General features: G+C 41.8%; 19 protein-coding genes. 12 read left to right on the forward strand and 7 right to left on the reverse strand.

Translation table 11 applies throughout. The features are described from left to right. The first annotated feature begins 113 nt into the window (after positions 1 to 113). Positions 114 to 728, forward strand: a complete 615-nt coding sequence (locus tag HII16_RS10225; protein ID WP_169129900.1) for a hypothetical protein — start codon at positions 114 to 116, stop codon at positions 726 to 728. After that, entirely contained in the window at positions 728 to 2,698 is a 1,971-nt protein-coding gene (locus HII16_RS10230; protein ID WP_169129902.1) for an alpha/beta fold hydrolase, read from the forward strand. The genes HII16_RS10225 and HII16_RS10230 overlap by 1 nt, the downstream gene beginning before the upstream one ends. Positions 2,699 to 2,922: 224 nt before the next feature. Here HII16_RS10230 and bamC read toward each other — a convergent pair whose 3' ends face one another. After that, positions 2,923 to 4,002, reverse strand: a complete 1,080-nt coding sequence (gene bamC, locus HII16_RS10235; RefSeq protein WP_169129904.1) for an outer membrane protein assembly factor BamC — start codon at positions 4,000 to 4,002, stop codon at positions 2,923 to 2,925. 334 nt (positions 4,003 to 4,336) lie between these two features. On the opposite strand from bamC, the gene HII16_RS10240 reads away from it, so the two are divergent. Continuing rightward, complete coding sequence (locus tag HII16_RS10240) at positions 4,337 to 4,864, forward strand: ACT domain-containing protein (RefSeq protein WP_169129906.1); 528 nt, start codon at positions 4,337 to 4,339, stop codon at positions 4,862 to 4,864. 8 nt (positions 4,865 to 4,872) lie between these two features. Further along, complete coding sequence (gene bcp, locus HII16_RS10245; RefSeq protein WP_135439895.1) at positions 4,873 to 5,346, forward strand: thioredoxin-dependent thiol peroxidase; 474 nt, start codon at positions 4,873 to 4,875, stop codon at positions 5,344 to 5,346. Positions 5,347 to 5,439: 93 nt separating this feature from the next. On the opposite strand, the gene HII16_RS10250 is transcribed toward bcp, so the two are convergent. Then, entirely contained in the window at positions 5,440 to 6,525 is a 1,086-nt protein-coding gene (locus HII16_RS10250) for an AI-2E family transporter (RefSeq protein WP_169129908.1), read from the reverse strand. 6 nt (positions 6,526 to 6,531) lie between these two features. Continuing rightward, entirely contained in the window at positions 6,532 to 6,759 is a 228-nt protein-coding gene (locus HII16_RS10255; RefSeq protein WP_169129910.1) for a sulfurtransferase TusA family protein, read from the reverse strand. Positions 6,760 to 7,016: 257 nt separating this feature from the next. Between HII16_RS10255 and HII16_RS10260 the strand changes: the two genes are divergently transcribed. The 4 genes from HII16_RS10260 to HII16_RS10275 all read left to right on the forward strand — a co-directional run bounded on the left by HII16_RS10260 (position 7,017) and on the right by HII16_RS10275 (position 11,416). Next, the gene (locus HII16_RS10260; protein WP_248289589.1) at positions 7,017 to 8,480 is read left to right on the forward strand and encodes a M48 family metalloprotease; all 1,464 of its coding nucleotides are present in this window, start codon (positions 7,017 to 7,019) and stop codon (positions 8,478 to 8,480) included. A 38-nt stretch (positions 8,481 to 8,518) separates the two neighbouring features. Then, entirely contained in the window at positions 8,519 to 8,875 is a 357-nt protein-coding gene (gene arsC, locus HII16_RS10265) for an arsenate reductase (glutaredoxin) (RefSeq protein WP_135439892.1), read from the forward strand. A gap of 13 nt (positions 8,876 to 8,888) precedes the next feature. Next, entirely contained in the window at positions 8,889 to 9,323 is a 435-nt protein-coding gene (locus HII16_RS10270) for a DUF2069 domain-containing protein (protein ID WP_169129912.1), read from the forward strand. A 179-nt stretch (positions 9,324 to 9,502) separates the two neighbouring features. Beyond that, positions 9,503 to 11,416: a hypothetical protein gene (locus tag HII16_RS10275; RefSeq protein WP_169129914.1), complete on the forward strand. Its 1,914-nt coding sequence runs from the start codon at positions 9,503 to 9,505 to the stop codon at positions 11,414 to 11,416. A gap of 139 nt (positions 11,417 to 11,555) precedes the next feature. On the opposite strand, the gene hda is transcribed toward HII16_RS10275, so the two are convergent. Together hda and HII16_RS10285 are read right to left on the reverse strand one after the other, a co-directional pair. Beyond that, positions 11,556 to 12,257: a DnaA regulatory inactivator Hda gene (hda, locus tag HII16_RS10280; RefSeq protein ID WP_135439889.1), complete on the reverse strand. Its 702-nt coding sequence runs from the start codon at positions 12,255 to 12,257 to the stop codon at positions 11,556 to 11,558. Next, positions 12,257 to 13,360 (reverse strand): DUF2066 domain-containing protein, encoded by a 1,104-nt coding sequence (locus tag HII16_RS10285; RefSeq protein WP_169129916.1) that lies wholly within the window; start codon positions 13,358 to 13,360, stop codon positions 12,257 to 12,259. The genes hda and HII16_RS10285 overlap by 1 nt, the downstream gene beginning before the upstream one ends. Before the next feature lie 171 nt (positions 13,361 to 13,531). Between HII16_RS10285 and purM the strand changes: the two genes are divergently transcribed. From purM to HII16_RS10300, 3 genes are all read left to right on the forward strand, one after another. Then, positions 13,532 to 14,572: a phosphoribosylformylglycinamidine cyclo-ligase gene (gene purM / locus HII16_RS10290; protein WP_135439887.1), complete on the forward strand. Its 1,041-nt coding sequence runs from the start codon at positions 13,532 to 13,534 to the stop codon at positions 14,570 to 14,572. A gap of 2 nt (positions 14,573 to 14,574) precedes the next feature. After that, a complete protein-coding gene (gene purN / locus HII16_RS10295; protein WP_169129918.1) occupies positions 14,575 to 15,222 on the forward strand; it encodes a phosphoribosylglycinamide formyltransferase in 648 nt (215 codons plus the stop codon). 86 nt (positions 15,223 to 15,308) lie between these two features. After that, positions 15,309 to 16,085, forward strand: a complete 777-nt coding sequence (locus HII16_RS10300) for a DUF3108 domain-containing protein (protein ID WP_169129920.1) — start codon at positions 15,309 to 15,311, stop codon at positions 16,083 to 16,085. On the opposite strand, the gene HII16_RS10305 is transcribed toward HII16_RS10300, so the two are convergent. Beyond that, positions 16,082 to 16,915: a class II glutamine amidotransferase gene (locus HII16_RS10305; protein ID WP_169129922.1), complete on the reverse strand. Its 834-nt coding sequence runs from the start codon at positions 16,913 to 16,915 to the stop codon at positions 16,082 to 16,084. The genes HII16_RS10300 and HII16_RS10305 overlap by 4 nt on opposite strands. A 356-nt stretch (positions 16,916 to 17,271) precedes the next feature. On the opposite strand from HII16_RS10305, the gene fadE reads away from it, so the two are divergent. Next, on the forward strand, positions 17,272 to 19,740 hold the full coding sequence (fadE, locus tag HII16_RS10310; RefSeq protein WP_169129924.1) for an acyl-CoA dehydrogenase FadE: 2,469 nt from the start codon (positions 17,272 to 17,274) through the stop codon (positions 19,738 to 19,740). A gap of 150 nt (positions 19,741 to 19,890) precedes the next feature. On the opposite strand, the gene HII16_RS10315 is transcribed toward fadE, so the two are convergent. Further along, a complete protein-coding gene (locus tag HII16_RS10315; protein ID WP_169129926.1) occupies positions 19,891 to 20,178 on the reverse strand; it encodes an antibiotic biosynthesis monooxygenase family protein in 288 nt (95 codons plus the stop codon). Position 20,179 lies beyond the last annotated feature (1 nt).

The following is a 20,179-nucleotide window of genomic DNA, read 5'->3' on the forward strand; positions in this document are numbered from 1 at the left end:
TCTCTTACTTTTATTGTTATAGAAAGGTTAAATTTGCATGCAGATTAGGTTACCATAATTCTAAAATTGATGTCATTACAGATCAGTATATCTGTCTCAGGAAGTTATAAAATATGGAACGTTATCGCCAAGCGGTTGCTTTAACTTTGAAATTCATTTTGGCAATTTGGTTTCTCAGTGCTTCATTAGCCGCCAATTCACAAACGCTAAAATACAATCTAAAGCCCTTAAGCCAGATCAGCGAACTTGGTAACAAAAAAGGTGTCGCAATACTGTACCTAAAAGCACAAGGTACCGCGCCATCGATGATTATTAAGCCGGTGTCATTAACCGCAAATCAGAAATTCCAACGCTATAAAGGTAGTACCGATTATAAAGTAAATTTAAAAGGTTTTGAGCCAGGATTTTACCAACTGACGTTACCTAAAGGTTCGTATCAAATTACCGAAATAAATGCGCCGTTTTATGACCTACCGTTTAGTAAAGATACCAATAATGACATAACGTGGCGCTTCACTGTAAAGACGCAGATGCTGTCCTACATAGGCGAGCTGCAAATAGACGGTGAGCGAAGCAGAAACCACGTTGAAATCAACCTTTTCAACCGTTATGCAAGCCAGTATCAACCATTAAAAAAATTAGTCACTCAATTGCAGATTCCATATCCACTTATAACCGGTCAAGCCTATCACGATGACTTTGCCCGTGACTTTGAAGGAAGCGAATAATGAAAGCCCTACTCACCTTTATCACTTGTTTGTTGTTGGCTTTTCAAGTTTCTGCGGTCAACTTACAGGCCAAAGATTTTTTTGCCGCACCACATTTATTAGCCGCTAAGCTCAACCCTACAGGCGATAAAGTCGCCTTATTAAAACAAGAAAACGAGCAGCACATTGTTTATGTTCTTGATGTAAATAGCGATCAAGAGACCGTGTTTGTAAACCTCGATCAATACGCATTTGAAGAATTCAACATTAATGAGTTTGGCTGGGTTGATGACGCGCATTTAGCGGTGCAGTTTACGCAAAAGCAAAAAGGCATAGAGCAACTTATCGACAGCAAGCGCAAACAGCGCTTAATCATTGCCAAATTACCTGAAGACAGCACACAGCAAGCAAAAATACTGCAAGTTAAAACCAAAGGTATCATGGTTCACTTGTTACCTAAGCAGCCTGGGGTGTTTCTTTATTCAAAGCCAGGAATCAATTCAAAGGTCTATAAGGTAGACGTCAATAAACTGGACGTGTTTGGTCAAAAAAAGAAAAGTAAACTGGCTAAAATTGATGGCGGCCAATTCAAAAAACGCAACGTTGTAAAGTCCATTAAGGGGTTTGCGACACGTTGGTATTTTGATAATGACGGCAGCATTTTATCGGTGCTGCATATGAAAATGGACAGGCAATTTCATTTAACCAATGTCAGCGAAGATGAGCCACAAGAATTACACCAGTGGACACCAGAAGAGCTCAATTTTGATAACAAAGACAACCAAGTATTGTTACCTATCGCGTACGCAGGTGAAGGCAATCGTTTTTACAGCATAGATGTCAATCAACAAAATAAGACCTCGTTGTATGTCTACGATTTTGACAACAATACCCAAGAAACCGTTTATCAGGCAAAAGCATTTAAAATTGTTGACGTATTACTCACCGATGAACATGAATTACAAGCCGTCAAAGTCATCAATGATGGTAAGTTAACCACCGAATACGTCAATAATGAAGCGATAAAAGGCAGCTTTAATTTACCGCGTAAACCGTCTTTAGTCAGCTCGGTGAATAGCAGTGTCGATAAAGCCAGTCAGATTTATTACATTGAAAATCATGACATTCCCGGTGAGTTTTATTACGTATCAGCGAACTCTAAACATCCACGATTAATTGGCACCATGTTTCCTAACCTAACCAACAAACTATCGTCGATGATGCACGAAGCCACGGTTAATGTTAAAGGGCTTGATATCCCCTACCTGCTGACAACACCAAATCAAAACAAATCAACATACCCGCTTGTGGTGATGCCACATGGTGGCCCAATCAGTATTTATGATAATCGTTACTACAATCCACTAAGCCAACTGCTCGCAGCGAATGGTTATGCGGTGTTACAGGTCAATTTTCGCGGCTCTGGTGGTTATAGTGAAGAGTTACAAGAAGCAGGTATAGGCCAATGGGGCGACTTAATGCTAGAAGATATTTATCAAGCATTACAACAAGTGACGGCCTCGCCGCACATTGATGCCAATAACGTCTGTATCTTTGGCATTAGTTACGGCGGCTATGCGGCGATGATGATGCCAACCATTTACCCTGATGCATTTAAGTGCTCAGCCAGTTTTGCAGGGGTAAGTGACGTAAATCTATTGCTGCACTCTACTCGTATCAATGATGCCCAACAAGAATGGTTAAAAAAATATGTCGGCGATAGAGTACTGGAACGTGAAAAGTTCAAACGTATATCGCCAGTGTATAACATCGACAAGTTACATATTCCATTGCTTATTGGCCATGGTGCAAAAGACAAAATTGTCGATGTAGAGCATAGCCATCGCATGAAGTTGATGTTAAAGAAACATAACAAAGAATTTATTTGGTATGAAGATGAAGAGGCAACGCATAGCTTTGGCTCTGCCGAGCAATCTGCTAAATATTTTGAAGCATTATTAGCGTTTCTCAAGCAACATACCAAGCAATAACACAACAAAAATAGGTATCGTGACCAGTGTTATATAAGATTGCTTAAAACGCTGGTTTCGATACCAATAACGCTATCGATAAGCGCACCGACAGCGCAATATAGAAAAACCATATAGAAAACAATACTGATAAAAACCATCAAGTCAGTGATGTTAGAACCATAAAACAGGACACATAAAAAAGGCGCTCATAGAGCGCCTTTTTGGATATCTATAAAGCTTACTTATCTAAACGATAACGCTGGCTCTAGCACTTCGAAGTTCTTCTTCAGTGATTCGTCACCCAAGTTATTGTTTTGATCATCGGTAATAATCAACTCGGTTTTGCCATCACTGTCTTTCAATTTGAAACGATAGGTGCCATCAGGAAAATCAACAACAGGGGCATCATCTCCCCACATGGTGTCCCATACACTTGCTTCTACGTAAGTATATTCAACATCAAAAACGAACTTATCTTCGTCGATATCGGTGATGATAAAGTTATACTGCTCAAAGAAACCAGGCAGATAAGACCATAGCTCATCACGAGGGTAATCAATAATCAATGCAGGCTCACCGTCTTTGCTTTGCCCTAACTCAACAATTTGCATGTTGGCACGAGCTAAACGATCATCACGATTATTAATGCGATATTGATAATCTAGCTGTCCAGTAACTGCATTTAGCATCGCCATTTCAACGCGCTGTTTTTCGATTGGATCAATTTTCTTGGTTGAGCCTTTGTCATTGGTCAGCATGTAGTCGACCAGTTCAACATTTAGACCAACACTACGACCATGTGGTTTAGTAACCAAGGTATATTTAAAACGCCAGCTTTCAGTAATATCGACGCTTTTCCAAAACAAATAACCGCTTTCGTCTTCTACATGGAACCAGTCTGACTCAAACAAATTATTGCTTACATCTTCAACGGTTAGTGCAACGTCTTCTGTTTGCAAGTAATCTTTAATTGCTTTGACAATTTGATCACGTAGCTCACGGTTATCATCGACTTTATCAAACCAAATAGCTGCGGTTTTATCGAACTCATCGATTCGGCTTCCGCTTGCTAAAGGCAATACTTGCGCAGGAGCTCGTATATCAACGGCTTGGCCTACGGCACCATCGGTATTTTTCAATTCTGGTACGGCAAAAAGTTGTTTTTTGGCTGGCGGTGTCATACCGTCAGGTACTTTAAGCTCTGCTTCTGGCTTGAAATTTACGTAGTCAAAATCCCCTTTCGCTTCTTTACGCGTTTCAACATTAGAACATGCGCTAAGTGCCAGACCTAAAAGGGATAAATAAATTACTCGGCGATCCATTAATACTCCTGAGGGAAATGCCTTTTTACTTTTCAAATAAACCAATACTGATAAATTCGATAAAGGGATTTTATTTTTGCTTTTCGATTGACTAAGCAATCAATAGTTCCCGAAAACTTTCATTTTAATCGTTGTTAATGGGGAGCTAGAGCAATATTTAATAGCGGTTAATGGTACTTGCCCTAATCTCTAAACACAAGCTTTGTAAGTAAAATCTGAGACAAAAATTTGAGCCTTATAATGATTGTCAAAAACAATCTTTCTTGTACCTCTACTAATTTACAAAAAAACGCCCTAAAATAAGACGTTTACAAACAATATTGACTCATGTTTTATGTCTGCATCTATCGTCTTTACCGCATTAGGCAGTGACCGAACAGGTATCGTGAACGAGATCACTAAACTCGCCAGTGATTTCGGCTGTAATATTGATGACTCCAGAATGGCTATTTTGGGGGACGAGTTTACCTTGATAATGTTGCTCAGTGGTTCCAAAAATGCCATTAATCAGATCGAAACACGGCTACCTTTATTGGCGCATTCATTGCAATTAATGACCATCAGCAAACGCACGCAAACCAACAGCAAATGTCAAATACATGAATGTCTGGAAGCTAGCTTAAGTGGTGAAGATGCGCCTGGTCTGTTAAGCAAAGCAACACAGTTTTTCGCCAAGCAAGACATCGACTTGTCGTCATTAAAATCGATAACCAACGGTAAAAACAATATTGTTGATATTCATATGCTCATCAATTTGCCGAAGCACATTGATAAAGTCGCGTTGGATGATCAATTTCAACAATTATGTCGTTTATTGAACGTTCAAGGTGAGATCAGAACACCACAAAAACATATTTTTTAAGGAATAGCATGAATACTTTGCAAGTTGGCGACAAAGCGCCTTTGTTTTCTCTTCAAGACCAGAATGACAACACCGTAAACCTTGCTGACTATATCGGTAAAAAACGTGTACTTGTTTATTTTTACCCAAAAGCAATGACGCCAGGCTGTACGGTTCAGGCACAAAACTTACGTGATAGCAAAGCCCAATTAGACGCGCTAAATACCGTGGTTTTTGGTATCAGTCCAGATGCCGTTAAGCGTCTCGATAAATTTTGTGTACGTGATGAATTAAATTTCACCTTATTATCCGATGAAGATCATAAAGTGGCCGATGACTTTGGCGTTTGGGGCTTGAAAAAGTTCATGGGCCGCGAATACGACGGTATTCATCGCCTCAGCTTTCTGGTTGGCTTGGATGGCAACATTGAGCATGTCTTTAACAAGTTTAAAACCAAAGACCACCACGACGTAGTACTTAATGTCATCAACGAATTGGCATAATCAAATCACCGTTTGCTGACGATATAAAACAAAAAAAGGCAACGTAACGTTGCCTTTTTTTGTGCTTATTCTCGGCGATGATAATACTGGATATTACGCTTGCGCTTTTGAGGTCTGGTCATTTTGCTCAATAGCCGAATTTGGCCAAGCATTAATAACGGCTTTAACCAAGGTCGCTAGCGGGATTGCAAAGAATACCCCCCAAAAGCCCCACAACCCGCCAAAAATGATAACCGCGATAATAATCGCGACTGGATGTAAGTTAACCGCTTCTGAAAATAATAACGGCACAAGAATGTTACCGTCAAAAATCTGAATTATGGCGTAGGCTAACATCACATAACCAAACTCTGGTGTTGCTCCCCACTGAAATAGCCCCACTAATACCACAGGAATGGTAACCACGGTTGCGCCCACATAAGGCACCAATACCGACAAACCGACCAATGCGCCAAGCAAGATGGCGTAGCGCAAGTCCAGTAACCAAAAGGTGATCATCGACAAAAAGCCAATTATCATTATTTCGACCACCTTACCGCGAATGTAATTATGGATTTGCTGGTGCATCTCTTTACCAACTTGTGACGTCAAACGACTTTCTTTTGGCAGAAAACGTTTGGCACTTTCCATCATGGTCTTTTTATCTTTAAGGAAGAAAAACACCATAATTGGTACCAAGATGAGATAAATGATCAATGCCACTACATCAGAAATTGAATTTAAACTGGCTTGCAATATGGTTTGGCCAATCAAAACTATCTCACTGCGAATGGTATTGATGATGCCGTCGATTTGTTCCGTTTTAATAATATCAGGGTACTTTTGTGGCAAGGTCACTAAAAACTCATTACCTTTAACCAACATATCCGGCACTTCAGCAACCAAATTACTGGTTTGCTGCCACAACAGTGGCATTAAACCGAGCATGGTCGCCAAACTCACACCAGTAAACGCTAGCATCACCATAACCACGGATTTATTGCGACTCAAACCAAAGTTACCTAGGCCGCGAACCGAAGGTTCCAGTAAAAAAGCCAAGGCAACAGACACTATAATTGGCATCAACAAGTTGCCGAAGAAGGTTAACACCAAAAAGCTAAGCAACATTAATAAGGTCAAACTGACCACATGCGGATCGGAAAATTTATCCTTGTACCAATTAACTATGTAATTAATCATTGAGCACTACTCTTTTGTTATCGTTAAGGTAACACTGGCGTCAGCGTTAGTTATCTGGCAAATACGGACACGTTGTGTTTGCAACCAGGCGGGAATATCAGCCAACGAGCCAGGGTCTTTAAGATGAACAACGGCCTTTTCTCCGCTTGCTAATTTTTTTAGTAACAGCTTCGTTGTTACTAATGGTAGCGGGCACTTGTCGTTACGACCATCGTAAACGAGAAAATCAGCCATTAAAATCAAACCTTTAACATTGGATCATGAAAATGATAGCAAGTGCACCGGTGTAAGGGAATAAAAATATCACAGGCCATTTAACACGCGGATTGTATTGTCAAAAACGTTAATTTAATTCAATATAGCAATATTAATATCAATAAATACAACTCAAGCATTAGAACAATCGAAAATTCGCTGCAACTAACTGTGCTTCGCAGCCTCTAATGAGTTAATTTGAGTGTAATCCGCCCTTTGGCTGAAAGTGGAATTAAATGAAAAAGGTTTTTAGGTTCAAACCTATCAGTATCGCCTTGATGGCAACAAGTTTGTTGTTTACAACAACCGCGTCGGCGTATGCCGATGACAAAAACACCTTGCCTGAAATTGGTACCTCTGCGGTAAGTACATTGTCTCTGGATAAAGAGCAGATATACGGCGACGCCATGATGAAATCGATTCGTGCATCGCAGCCGATGATTCATGATCCCGTTTTAGAAGAATACATTAATGATTTAGGTAACCGTTTGGTTAAAAGTGCCGACAATGTGCATTACCAATTCAATTTCTTTTTGATTAACAGTAAGGAAATCAACGCCTTTGCGTTTTTTGGTGGCAATATCGGCACCCATTCAGGTTTGCTGACTATGGCTGACAATGAAAGTGAGTTGGCATCGGTACTTGCGCATGAGATTGCGCACGTTACTCAACGTCACCTAGCCCGCCGTATGGAAGAGCAAAGTCGCAATACACCTCTGACTATTGCCGGTATGATATCCGGTGTTTTGTTGGCGCTAGTCAATCCTCAAGCAGGTATGGCAGCCTTATCGACCACCATGGCAGCAAGCCAACAAGCGGGTATTAATTACACCCGTGGCAATGAGAACGAAGCCGATCGAGTTGGCATGGAAATCCTAGCTGACAGTGGTTACGATCCAAATGGTGCACCAAACTTTTTCAAAAAGCTGGCTCGAAAATACCGTTATACCTCCAAGCCACCTGCGATGTTGATGACTCACCCATTGCCAGAATCGCGAATTACCGACTCCCGCTTACGGGCGACTCGCTACCCGAATCGCCTTTTACCGCCTAATATAGACTTTGAATTAGCAAAATCTCGATTAAGAGCGCGCTATGAAGGCAATGGCAAAGACAACATATCGACCTTTAAAGACGAAATTCGTTTAGGCAAATACGATATCAAACAGGCGGCTCAATACGGCTTGGCATTGAGTTATTTCGCAAACAAAGACTATGAGCAAGCGGAGAATGTGTTAAGACCGTTATTCGCCCAAGCTCCTAAAAATCTATTCTATGTGGATGCGATGACCGATGTGTATTTAGAGCAAAATCGTTACGATGATGCGTTATCTATGTTGGCTGAATTATACCTGATCATGCCACACAACCAGGTCGTCACCTTAAACTATGCTAACGCCGCATATAAGGCAAAACAGTACAAGTTGGCAGAGACCTTATTACAAGACTTTTTATTGGTCAGTAAAAACCATTTTTTAGCTAACGATCTGTTAGCTGATATATATAAGGCACAAAAGAAAACCGCACAAACCCATGTGCAAAATGCTGAAGTATTGGCCTTAATGGGGTTATACCCAAAAGCGGTTGATGAATTGCATACGGCCTACAATCACAGTCAGAAAAACTCCTTGATGCAAAAGAAAATTAAAGCGAGAATTCTGCAGTTTCAAGAACAAGAAAATCAGCTAAAACGCCTGTAGCTTTAGCTGCTTTACCTACGACCTATATAGAGAAAATTATGTCTGCATTAACTATTTATCATAACCCTCGTTGTTCAAAGAGCCGACAAACCCTGCAATTGATCGAAGCCGCTGGCAAAGAGGTCAATGTTGTTGAGTATTTAAAAACGCCGCTAACAAAACAACAATTACAGCAGGTGCAATCGCTACTCGGTGTTGAGCTTCGAGCAATGATGCGCACCAAAGAAGATGAATATAAAGCACAAGGTTTGAAAGACGCCGCAGTTAGCGACGAGCAATTATTGCAAGCGATGGTCGATACGCCAAAATTAATGGAGCGCCCTATCGTCATTTCTGCCAATCAAGATAAAGCCGTTATTGGCCGCCCGCCAGAAAACGTAAATACATTATTTTAATTGGTCGAGTTTAATGTCTAAACAAACTTTCAGTACCCCAACCCTGCGAAAAATAGCAACCTTTGGTTATCTAGGTTTATTAGGGTTTATGCCGCTTTGGTTATTGGTATTATCACCAAGTGAAGCGTTATCGCCGACCCTAGCGTTGGTGATGTTTGTATTACCTTTATTGTTTCCTCTCAAAGGCATTTTACAAGGTAATCCGTACACATTTGCCTGGGCAAACTTCATTGTGTTAATTTATTTCCTACATAGTTTGACGACACTTTGGGTGTCCGATGGTGAAACTTTATATGCCCTAATTGAGTTGCTGTTGGCAAACTTGATGTTCTTCCCTGGGGCATATTATTCAAAATATCGTGGTCAAGAATTGGGCCTGAAAATACGTAAACTTAAAGACGACTTAAAAGACGAACGCGAAGCATTCGAAACGAAAGACAACAGTTAAGCCGTTATTTTAATAATAAAATGGCCGTGAGCCGATAATATGATGGTAATCACGGCTTGCAATCCAATTTTCACTTAACAACGTATTAAGAGTTAGGGTAAATTGGGGATAGATAATTTTTATACAATAACCATAACAATAATAACGATGCCGCTTAGGCGTACTTATGGGATCAAACGATGAAACAGCATTATTTAGCTTTAGCAATATCGTCGGCAATGTTGCTATCTGCATGTGGTGGCGGCTCCGACAGCGACAATGACACTAACGACGACTTGCTTAATTTCGACAATATAGCCTCTGAAACAGATTACATGCAGGGGCAAAATCCTGACTTGTTATTATTTGCCCCTGGGGATGAAATCACCGATATTCAGTGGTCACAAACTTCAGGCCCGGCAGTGACGTTACTGGCCGATAAAAGCAAAGCTATCTCCTTTGAAGCGGAAAATGCGGGTCAATACACCTTTTCAGTCAGTTATAAAAGCAATGGCACCTCAGTAAATGAAAGCGCAACAATTTCGGTAAGCGAAGCATCACCAAAACTGCGTTTATCTCGAGGTCACTCTGTTGTTGAAACAGGCAACGTCTCATTGCGCTTGTTCGCTGATTCTGACATCGAAATGGATACCATAAGCTGGCGTCAATTATCGGGACCTACCATCAGCTTTGATGAAAATAACATCGACCCATTATTGGCTATATTTACCGCGCCAGTGGTCAATCAAGATCAAATCATTGAAATTGAAGTCACTGCAGAAACCCGTGACGGTGACGTGTATAGAGACAAGGCCAGTATACTAGTTGAAGATCGCCCAAGTATCGCTGGTGGAGCCTATTTTGATGATGGCCAATTGGCTAACGTCTACGTCTATAACCAAGACTCGCCATACAAAGACACTTTGGTTGAGTGTGTTTACTCAAATCAATTAGATAACTCATGTCGATTAGGCGATTTACCTTTATTAGCCACCGACAGTAACGGTGCGACGCCAACCATTGACCAAATCATGGATCGCGTCGTCGTATCCCATGACTGGATGGCGGTGAACTTTAGAGCGTTTCTTGAAGCGTACGATGATAACGATGATTTTAAAAACCTGTTAAGAGCAACAACAGGTATTGTCTTATCTTATGATATCCGCCCTTCTTTTTACTGGGCAGCAACCGGGGCAATTTATCTTGACCCGGAAAATTTATGGCTTTCTGCGGCGCAACGCGAAACCATAAACGAAGCACCGGATTATCGCAGTGATTTTGGTAATGACTTACAATTTGTTATCCCGTGGCGCTACGTAAAAGACAACGATTACGTATCACTATATTATCCGCCAGAAGATGGGTTAAGCCGTGATTTAAGCGATATGCGCTTTGAGCTAACCGACTTATTGTATCATGAGCTGGCTCACGCCAATGATTATATGCCACCGGCTGAATGGGATTCCTACGGTGACTCTACTCGATTCTTAAACGCTGCCGTTGAAGAAGATGAAATCTCAGATGACTTAGACCGTTTATACCCATTATTAAGTGATGATATGCGTGATTTGGCTGAGGTACGTTTCCTTACCGGCGACTCTAACGCCACACAACGCAGTTACATGCCTGACGACGTGGTCGGTTTTTATCGTCCAGATCGCTCTAATGGCTTTTACAATTACACCAATGAAAAAGAAGATTTAGCGATTTTATTTGAAGAGCTAATGATGTCTGTTCGATTTGGTATCCAGCGTGATACGGCAGTAACCAGTGTGCCGGTATACGATAACAGCGGCGACTTGATTCGTAGCCAAAGCTACATTGTCTCATGGGGACAACGTGGCCGTGTTGCAGAAGACAGTGTCAGTGCTCGCGCAGAATACATTACTGAGCGTCTGCTACCAGAAGTTGATTTGTCATTGATAGACAGTCTGCCAGAGCCTTTAGAGATGAACGCAGGACAAAACTGGTGGGACAATCTAGGCATCAGCCCACAACCACCAACCCCATTGAAATCAATGGCTGGTTCTAAACTGCCAATTAGTGGAGCTTTGCAACCGAAGATGTCGAGCTACCGTCAAGGCCATATAAAAGCCTTACCAACGCGTAAGTAGCATCTACAGACAATAAAAAACCCGGTGACACTATGTGTACCGGGTTTTCTTTTGTCTGTGACTTTTTTTGTCTGTGACTAAGTGCTTATGCTGTTTACCGCTCGGTGCTTAATAAACAAAGCACAGCAATAAATGTGCTCTAAAATAATACTTCTTTGATAAACGGAATAGTGATTTTTCGCTGCGCTGTAATAGACGCCTTATCTAAGACATCGAGACTTTCCAATAGCGAGTTCATATCACGCGATACGCGATTTAATAAAAACTTCACCGTCTCATCTTGCATTTCAATACCACGACCACGGGCACGGTGCTGAAACGCCTGCACCTTATCTTCATCTGGAAGAGGTTTAACCTGTTCAGTAAAGCCCCAACTAATGCGAGAGACTAAATCAGGTAAAGTGATCAATAAACTGTTAGCAGCATTATTACCGGCAAGGATGATCTTTTTATTGTTTTCGATGACTCGATTGTACAAATCGAAAATACCTTGCTGCCAAGCTTTATTGCCGGCAATTAAGTGCAAGTCATCGAGACAAATCAAGTCTACTTGTTCGAGGTTATTAAGCACCTCAACAGACAAATGCTTTATCTCACTTAATGACACACACAGACTCGACTTGCCTAACTGAGAGGCAAACGCTGAGCTGGCATGTAATAAATGAGACTTACCAACACTGTGTTGGCCAAACAAATAAAAGCCATGGGTGCTATGGTCGTCACTTTTAATAAAGGCTTTTAATTGACTGACGATCGCACCACTATCGAGAGAATAAAAACTCGTAAAGGTTTCATCATCAGGCAGGTGTACTGCCAAAGGTAATTGTTCAGTGTTCGGCATTAACCTTTCCAATAAAAACTTACCGGTTCACTCGTATCTTGAGAAACCAATGGATCTTGATTAACCACTAAGTTTTGTTCTAACTTAAGAGCCCGCATAATGGCATCAACATTCGCTTTGGTGTGCAAGCGAAACAGCATTTTCGTGCCTGAGACTTTAATCATGACAACATCGTCGACCAAACTGACATTACTAAAAAAATCACTTACAGCGACAAAGTCTTTCATCGTTGTGACATTGGCTATTTCAATATCAATATAGGCATCGCTGTCGCTGCTGACAATCACCGAATATTGTTGGTGGAGATTTTCAGCAACGTCAAGTACCAAGGACTGCAGCAGATTGTCTTTATCTTTACCTTGTTTATTATTGGCAAGGTTTAAATCACCACTCCACAATTGCCAATCGCCAGCTAATGGCGAGGTTTGACAATTGTTACCACACGAGGTGATGTCAGCCTTATCAATTAAAGTTGAATCGGATATTCTTAATACCAATACCGCTTCGGCCATATAGCGTTCGGACGCAAGCAATAAACTTTGCTCAAATCGCCCCCAAACATCACTGTAACTGATGGCCATAGCGTCAGTTAAATCCATAATAGGAAAGTTAACCGCAATACCACGCTGATTAAACCAAAGTTGCAATTGCTTTTTGGTTTCTTCATTGGAGTCGTCGATAAGCGTGCGTTGGCTGCCCTGCTCGTCGATCATCCAAACCGTTACCAGTGGTCTATGCTTTCCCCAAATACCAGCGTTGACTTGTTGCAATAACTGGTCGACTTTGGCGGACTCAAAATTAGCAAATAAAAACGTTTGCTCATCTTGGCTATCAAAACGATATTCACTTAAATACGCATTCGGTTTATTGATGGCTTTTTTTAGCTCTTCGCTGTCGTTAACAAAATCACTACCGGCGAGCTTAACCAAGACCTGCTTAAACGCTTGTCGATACGCTTTTTCACGTCCACCGTTGTCACCAGAATATGCTACTTTTGCTTGATAAAGATCGTCAATTTCAATGGCTTGAGCATGAAAAGACGACGTCAAAGACGCGAAAGCACAACTGCTGACAAAAGGTATTAGTATTTTTCTTAATTTCATAGGGCGAATATTATCATAAAGATTAGCCATTTAGGCTAGAAAAAAAATATTTTCTCGCAAACATTTTATATCTCTCTAAGCACTGGTAGAATACGCGCCAGTAAAAGTTCGACAAATGTCTCAGTTTGGCGATTATGCCGCTTTGACAGTAAAACATTTTAAGGGTTCATCGTGAGCGAGCAAAAACAATCATTAAGCTATAAAGATGCAGGTGTTGATATCGATGCAGGTAATGCCTTGGTTGAAAACATTAAAGGTGCTGTGAAAAAGACAACTCGTCCAGAGGTTATGGGCGGCTTGGGTGGTTTTGGCGCAGTATGCCAATTGCCATCTGGTTACAAGGAGCCAGTATTGATTTCAGGTACTGACGGTGTAGGCACCAAATTACGTTTAGCAATCGACTTGAAAAAGCACGACACCGTAGGTATCGACTTGGTGGCAATGTGTGTTAACGATTTGCTTGTATTGGGCGCTGAGCCTCTATACTTCCTAGACTACTACGCCACAGGCAAACTAGACGTTGATGTTGCATCAGACGTTGTTAAAGGTATTGCCGAAGGTTGTATTCAATCTGGTTGTGCCTTAGTTGGTGGTGAAACCGCTGAAATGCCAGGTATGTATCACTCAGGTGATTACGATATCGCAGGTTTTTGTACCGGTGTTGCGGAAAAATCAGAGCTTATCACCGGTGACGATGTTAAAGCTGGCGACCAATTGATTGCCCTAGCGTCTTCTGGCCCTCACTCAAATGGTTTCTCTTTGATTCGTAAAGTTCTTGAAGTAAACAATACTGATCCAGCAGAAATGCTAGGCGACAAGAGCATTGGCGAACACCTACTTGAACCAACACGCATTTACGTTAAGCCTGTATTAGCCATGCTTAAAGACGTTAAAGCCCACGCACTATCGCACATTACCGGTGGTGGTTTCTGGGAGAACATTCCTCGTGTACTTCCTGAAGGCAGCAAGGCGGTTATTGATGGTAACAGCTGGCAGTGGCCTGAAGTGTTCAATTGGTTACAAGAAAATGGCAACATTACCACTCATGAAATGTACCGTACCTTTAACTGTGGTGTTGGTATGATCATCGTTGTACCAGCAGAACAAAAAGATCGTGCTTTACAGATATTGGCTGAGCATGGTGAAAATGCATGGCACATTGGTCATATCGAAAACGCCAATGACGGCGACGAGCAAGTGGAAATCAACTAGTCATGTCAGAGAACAAAAACATTGTTGTTCTGATTTCGGGTAGCGGCAGTAATTTGCAGGCGATTATTGACGCCTGCAATGACGGAAAAGTCGCAGGCTCAATAACAGGCGTGTTATCAAACAAAGCTGATGTATTTGGACTAGAGCGCGCGAAAACCGCGGGTATTGACGCTCAGGTACTATCACACAAAGAGTTTGATTCACGCGAGCAATACGATCAGGCATTGATTGCAAAGATTGATGCTTGGCAACCAGACCTTGTTGTACTTGCCGGCTTTATGCGCATTTTAACCCCGGAATTTGTGCAGCATTACAAAGGGCGTTTATTAAACATTCACCCTTCTCTGCTGCCTAAGTATCAGGGCTTAAACACGCATCAACGAGCACTCGATGCAGGCGATGAAGAGCACGGCGTAAGCGTGCATTTCGTCACCGAAGAGCTTGATGGTGGCCCGGTCATATTGCAAGCTAAAATCCCTGTGTTTGCAGGTGATACGGCGGCTGACCTACAAGCTCGAGTACACGAGCAAGAACACCGCATTTACCCTCTTGTTGTTGACTGGTTTTGTACCGATCGCTTAACAATGCGCGAAGATTGTGCCACACTTGATGATAAAGTGTTACCGGCTAACGGCTACGCCAGCGAGTAACAGGTACCTTCAATCGGCAAAAATTGAACTTAGCTCTGCCTGTTCACTCCAACTGACAATCAATAAAAGTAAGTCAAGGGACGTTTATGGGCAGCAAGTTTTTATCTACACTCGTTATCACATCCAGTTTAGCGATGAGCTCCGCGTTTGCCGAGCAAGCGCCGGTATCATTTATTCCTGACTTTACTGCCAACTATAATATCGTTCACGATGGTGACATTGTTGGTAAAGCCAAGCGAGTATTAAAAAACCTTCCTGACGGCACCGTCGAATTTAGCTATAAAACCGACATTGAATGGATGATTTTTTCCGATCATCGCAAAGAGTTCACCACCAACCGTATCGTCGATGGTCAAGTTATACCATTGAGCTATAAATCCGATCGAGAAGGCACCGGTAAAGATAAGTACTATCATTGGTCGTTCGATCAAGAAAAGTCTCAAGCGGTTAATTTACTAAAGAAAAAAACCAAAGACATTGAATGGCCTGACGGTTTGCAAAGTAAGTTAAGCTACCATTTGCAGTCGCGTTTCAACCTTATAAACGACGTGAAAGACTTCAAATTTAAAACCCTAAGCACGTCGGGTAAAGTCAAAGATTACAACTACGAATATGTTGGTAAAGAAGAGTTGATGCTGCCCTATGGTGTGGTCGATACCGTAAAGTTGGTGCGCAGAAAACCTGGCAGCAAACAGACAACCTATGCCTGGTTCGCTCCCAAGTTAAATTACTTAATGGTTAAATTGCATCAAATTGACGGTAGTTTCCAACAGTTTCAAGCGGAATTGGTTGGCGTTGCCAGTAAAGGCAATGCTGCGGTTAATACTGACAGTCAAACCGACACCGCTGACAAAAAAAATTAATGGTTTTTCTCAGCCATTAATTGCGCGTGTGATTTCACCTTAGGTGCTTGTAATTGACCTTGCGCCATCACTTCGCCACCAACAAATGCACCCCATTGACCTGGAGACATTTTGTGCCATGCCTCATCACAGGTAAGAGGCTGAGTGGCTATTACTGTAACGATGTCTTTTTCTGTGGTTTCCTTTTTAAAGTCAATCGCGACATCGGTGTCAATAAGCTTAGCGGGGCCAAAAGGCGCCCTACGGGTTATCCAGTGTAAATTGTTATAGCAATACGCAAACACAAAGTTACCGTCGGACAAGATCAAGTTAAACACACCAAATTGGTTAACGCGCAGACTCAATTGCGCTAAATATTGGTAAAGCTCTTGGTCGTCAGGTCGCTCGTCGCCAAAATGAAGACGAAGTTGCTCCAATATCCACACAAATGCCTGTTCACTATCGGTCGAACCAACCGCTTTTAGTTTTTGTGTCTGCAAGGTCTGCTGATAATCAGCAAGTTGACCATTATGAGCATAGGTAAAATTACTGCCCCATAGCTCGCGAATAAACGGATGGGTGTTTTCCAGACAGACATTACCGACATTTGCTTGGCGTATATGACAAACAACCGCTTTGCTTTTAATAGGATAATTACTGACTAGGTTAGCGATCTCTGATTCAAAGCTTGGTTTTGGGTCTTTAAAACTGCGACAACCTTTACCTTCATAAAAGGTAATACCCCAACCATCTTTATGTGGCCCAGTATTACCACCGCGCTGCATTAAGCCGGCAAAACTAAAGCAAATATCTGTCGGAACATTAGCGCTCATCGCCAACAATTCACACATACACAACCACCAGTTATAACTAAACGAAATTAAAATGCTATTTTAATAACCATTATATTCAATTCGAAACTTTTACCAATAAATTCCCGTCATAAATTCGAAATAAATTTAGAGTAAATTATACTAATTAAGTATATGGCAAAGGATTTTCTCGGCTTGGCAAGTATGTGTTGGCAGCAATAATCCAGGGATCACCGACGTAAAAAAACGCCTCTCCCCTTATCCAACATATTCTAGCGCAAGCAAAAAAACGTAAATACCGATGAAAACATTTGAAAATGTTTGCAATTGTATTTATGCTTAAGTAATACTGGTATGACCTCTTACCATAAACTAAAAATACAACAGGAGTTAATGTGGAATTTTTAATTGGCTTACTCGTCCTTATAGTGGTAACGAGTTATCTGGCATATGCTCGGGCCTCTCTAGGTTTATTCACAGCCGCTTATACCGCACTGATGGTCATTGCGACTGCTTTTTCCCTAGTCGGTTTTATTGGCTGGTTATTGTTTATCGCGGTAGCCGCTGTTTTTAATGTGGCGAGCTTACGTCGTCAACTGATCAGTAACAAATTACTTCAGGCATTTAAAAAGGTTATGCCTGAAATGTCTTCGACTGAGCGTGAAGCATTAAATGCTGGTACCACTTGGTATGAAGCAGAGTTATTTAAAGGCGCTCCAAGTTGGGATAAGTTACATAAATTCCCACAACCTCGACTAACGCAAGAAGAACAGGCCTTTATGGATGGTCCGGTAGAAGAAGTCTGCCGCATGGTTGATGATTGGGAAATAACCCATGAATTAGCCGATATGCCGCCACATGTTTGGCAGTATCTGAAGGACAATAAGTTCTTCGCGATGATCATTAAAAAGCAATACGGTGGCTTAGAATTCAGTGCTTACGCACAGTCACGTGTACTGCAAAAGTTGAGTGGTGTGTCAATTGTTTTGGCCAGTACGGTTGGTGTTCCAAACTCTTTGGGCCCTGGCGAATTGTTGCAACACTATGGTACCAAAGATCAACAAGACCATTACTTACCACGTTTAGCGACGGGTGAAGAAATCCCTTGTTTCGCACTAACTAGCCCTGAAGCGGGTTCAGACGCTGGTGCCATTCCTGATTTTGGTATCGTTTGTAAAGGTGAGTTTGACGGTAAAGAAGTGTTGGGTATGCGCCTAACGTGGAATAAACGTTATATCACCCTAGCACCGGTTGCCACTATTTTAGGTTTAGCATTCAAGCTTTACGATCCAGACAACCTGATCGGCGAAGAAACCGATTTAGGTATCACCTGTGCATTGATTCCCACAGATATTGACGGTGTTATTACCGGTCGTCGTCATTTCCCATTGAACGTGCCGTTCCAAAATGGTCCGACACAAGGTGAAGAAGTATTTGTACCATTAGACTACATCATCGGTGGCGCTAAAATGGCCGGTCAAGGCTGGCGTATGCTGGTTGAATGTTTGTCTGTTGGCCGTGCCATCACCTTACCTTCAAACTCCGCTGGTGGCATCAAGCAAACCGCGTTAGCGACCGGTGCTTACAGTCATATTCGCCGTCAGTTTAAGTTACCTATCGGTAAAATGGAAGGTATTGAAGAAGCACTAGCGCGTATTGGCGGTAATGCTTACCTTATGGATGCCGTAACAACCATGTCTACTGGTGCCGTTGACTTAGGTGAGAAGCCTTCTGTTGTATCCGCTATTTGTAAGTACCACCTAACCGAAAAAATGCGTGAGTGTATTATCGACGCTATGGATATCCATGGTGGTAAAGGTGTTTGTATGGGGCCAAGTAACTATTTGGCACGCGGCTATCAAGGCGCTCCTATCGCAATTACCGTTGAAGGTGCTAACATCCTAACCCGAAATATGATTATCTACGGTCAAGGTGCTATCCGCTGTCATCCATATGTATTGGCAGAAATGGAAGCGGCAAGTAACAAAGATATGTTGCAAGGTCAGCATGATTTTGATGAAGCACTATTCGGTCACATTGGGTTCACTATTTCAAACTTGATCCGCTCTAAGCTGTTTGCCATATTCGGCACCAGTTATATCAAAGCGCCTTTCAAAGATGAAACGCGTCACTACTACCGTCAAATGACCAAGTTCAGTTCAAACTTAGCGTTGTTGTCAGATTTGTCCATGGCAGTACTTGGTGGAGATTTAAAACGTCGTGAACGCATGTCTGCGCGTTTAGGTGATGTATTAAGTTACTTGTACCTTGCCTCAGCAACATTGAAACGTTATGACGACGAAGGCCGTCAACTTGCTGACAAACCACTTATGATGTGGGCCGTTGAAGATAGCCTGTACAAGTGTGAGCAAGCGATTAAAGAGCTTTGTGAGAACTTCCCTAACCGATTCATCGGTAAAGCGTTTAAATTGATGGTTATGCCATTTGGCACCTCATTACGTAAACCTTCAGATAGACTTGATCACAAAGTATCACGTATTCTGCAAGTGCCAGGCGAAGCTCGAACTCGATTAGGTCAAGGCCAATACTTGAATAAAACCGATGGTTCTTTGTTTGGTCAACTTGAGTTAACCCTTGAGAACATCATCAAAGCTGAAGTGATTGTCGATAAAATCAATGCTGCAAGCGGCGAACGTCACCGCATCATTAACCTTGATCAACTGGCAGAAATGGCATTAGAGAAAGGCTTTATCGGTGAAGATGAAGCGAAGCTGCTTATTGAAACTGAAGCACAACGTAAAGCCGTTATTAACGTTGATGACTTTAACCCATATGAGCTTGTCGCGAATAAAGAAAAGCACTTAGCAAACCTTGAAGCAAATAAAGGTGAGCGTGCTGCTTAAATAACGCTTATAAGACTACGACACAAGTTACCGCTTGAATTACGTTGTACGTCACAGCAAACAAAAAGCCGAATCATTTGATTCGGCTTTTTTTATCTTGTTTTCGATATTGGTTGCAGTGCCCTATCCTATGCACTCAACGGGTCTTTGTTAATCCAAGATTTGATAATATGCGCCGCTTGGTGGCTCGCCAAACAAGCTCATTGCCGCTTGCATATCTTCTTGGGGAAAGTTGGCTAACGAGGCTCTGTGCGACTCTACATCTTGCCATAATTCAATGACCACAAAGGCACAATCATTGTCCTGATTGCGCAACAGTTGGCATTCAACACAGCCTGGACTATTGGCTATATAGTTTTTTAATTCAGTTAGGAAATTGAACATTTGCTGCTGCTTTCCATCTGCAGCTTTTAAATGATTTACTCTTGTTATTGTCATA

It is taken from the genome of Thalassotalea sp. Y01 (assembly GCF_012932945.1).
In the GTDB taxonomy this organism is placed as follows: domain Bacteria; phylum Pseudomonadota; class Gammaproteobacteria; order Enterobacterales; family Alteromonadaceae; genus Thalassotalea_A.

Bases quoted from the DNA above. Each gene is read 5' to 3' on its own strand.
- HII16_RS10225 (WP_169129900.1), top strand. From the start codon at position 114: ATGGAACGTTATCGCCAAGCGGTTGCTTTAACTTTGAAATTCATTTTG.
- HII16_RS10230 (WP_169129902.1), top strand. From the start codon at position 728: ATGAAAGCCCTACTCACCTTTATCACTTGTTTGTTGTTGGCTTTTCAA.
- bamC (WP_169129904.1), bottom strand. From the start codon at position 4,002: ATGGATCGCCGAGTAATTTATTTATCCCTTTTAGGTCTGGCACTTAGC.
- HII16_RS10240 (WP_169129906.1), top strand. From the start codon at position 4,337: ATGTCTGCATCTATCGTCTTTACCGCATTAGGCAGTGACCGAACAGGT.
- bcp (WP_135439895.1), top strand. From the start codon at position 4,873: ATGAATACTTTGCAAGTTGGCGACAAAGCGCCTTTGTTTTCTCTTCAA.
- HII16_RS10250 (WP_169129908.1), bottom strand. From the start codon at position 6,525: ATGATTAATTACATAGTTAATTGGTACAAGGATAAATTTTCCGATCCG.
- HII16_RS10255 (WP_169129910.1), bottom strand. From the start codon at position 6,759: ATGGCTGATTTTCTCGTTTACGATGGTCGTAACGACAAGTGCCCGCTA.
- HII16_RS10260 (WP_248289589.1), top strand. From the start codon at position 7,017: ATGAAAAAGGTTTTTAGGTTCAAACCTATCAGTATCGCCTTGATGGCA.
- arsC (WP_135439892.1), top strand. From the start codon at position 8,519: ATGTCTGCATTAACTATTTATCATAACCCTCGTTGTTCAAAGAGCCGA.
- HII16_RS10270 (WP_169129912.1), top strand. From the start codon at position 8,889: ATGTCTAAACAAACTTTCAGTACCCCAACCCTGCGAAAAATAGCAACC.
- HII16_RS10275 (WP_169129914.1), top strand. From the start codon at position 9,503: ATGAAACAGCATTATTTAGCTTTAGCAATATCGTCGGCAATGTTGCTA.
- hda (WP_135439889.1), bottom strand. From the start codon at position 12,257: ATGCCGAACACTGAACAATTACCTTTGGCAGTACACCTGCCTGATGAT.
- HII16_RS10285 (WP_169129916.1), bottom strand. From the start codon at position 13,360: ATGAAATTAAGAAAAATACTAATACCTTTTGTCAGCAGTTGTGCTTTC.
- purN (WP_169129918.1), top strand. From the start codon at position 14,575: ATGTCAGAGAACAAAAACATTGTTGTTCTGATTTCGGGTAGCGGCAGT.
- HII16_RS10300 (WP_169129920.1), top strand. From the start codon at position 15,309: ATGGGCAGCAAGTTTTTATCTACACTCGTTATCACATCCAGTTTAGCG.
- HII16_RS10305 (WP_169129922.1), bottom strand. From the start codon at position 16,915: ATGTGTGAATTGTTGGCGATGAGCGCTAATGTTCCGACAGATATTTGC.
- HII16_RS10315 (WP_169129926.1), bottom strand. From the start codon at position 20,178: ATGACAATAACAAGAGTAAATCATTTAAAAGCTGCAGATGGAAAGCAG.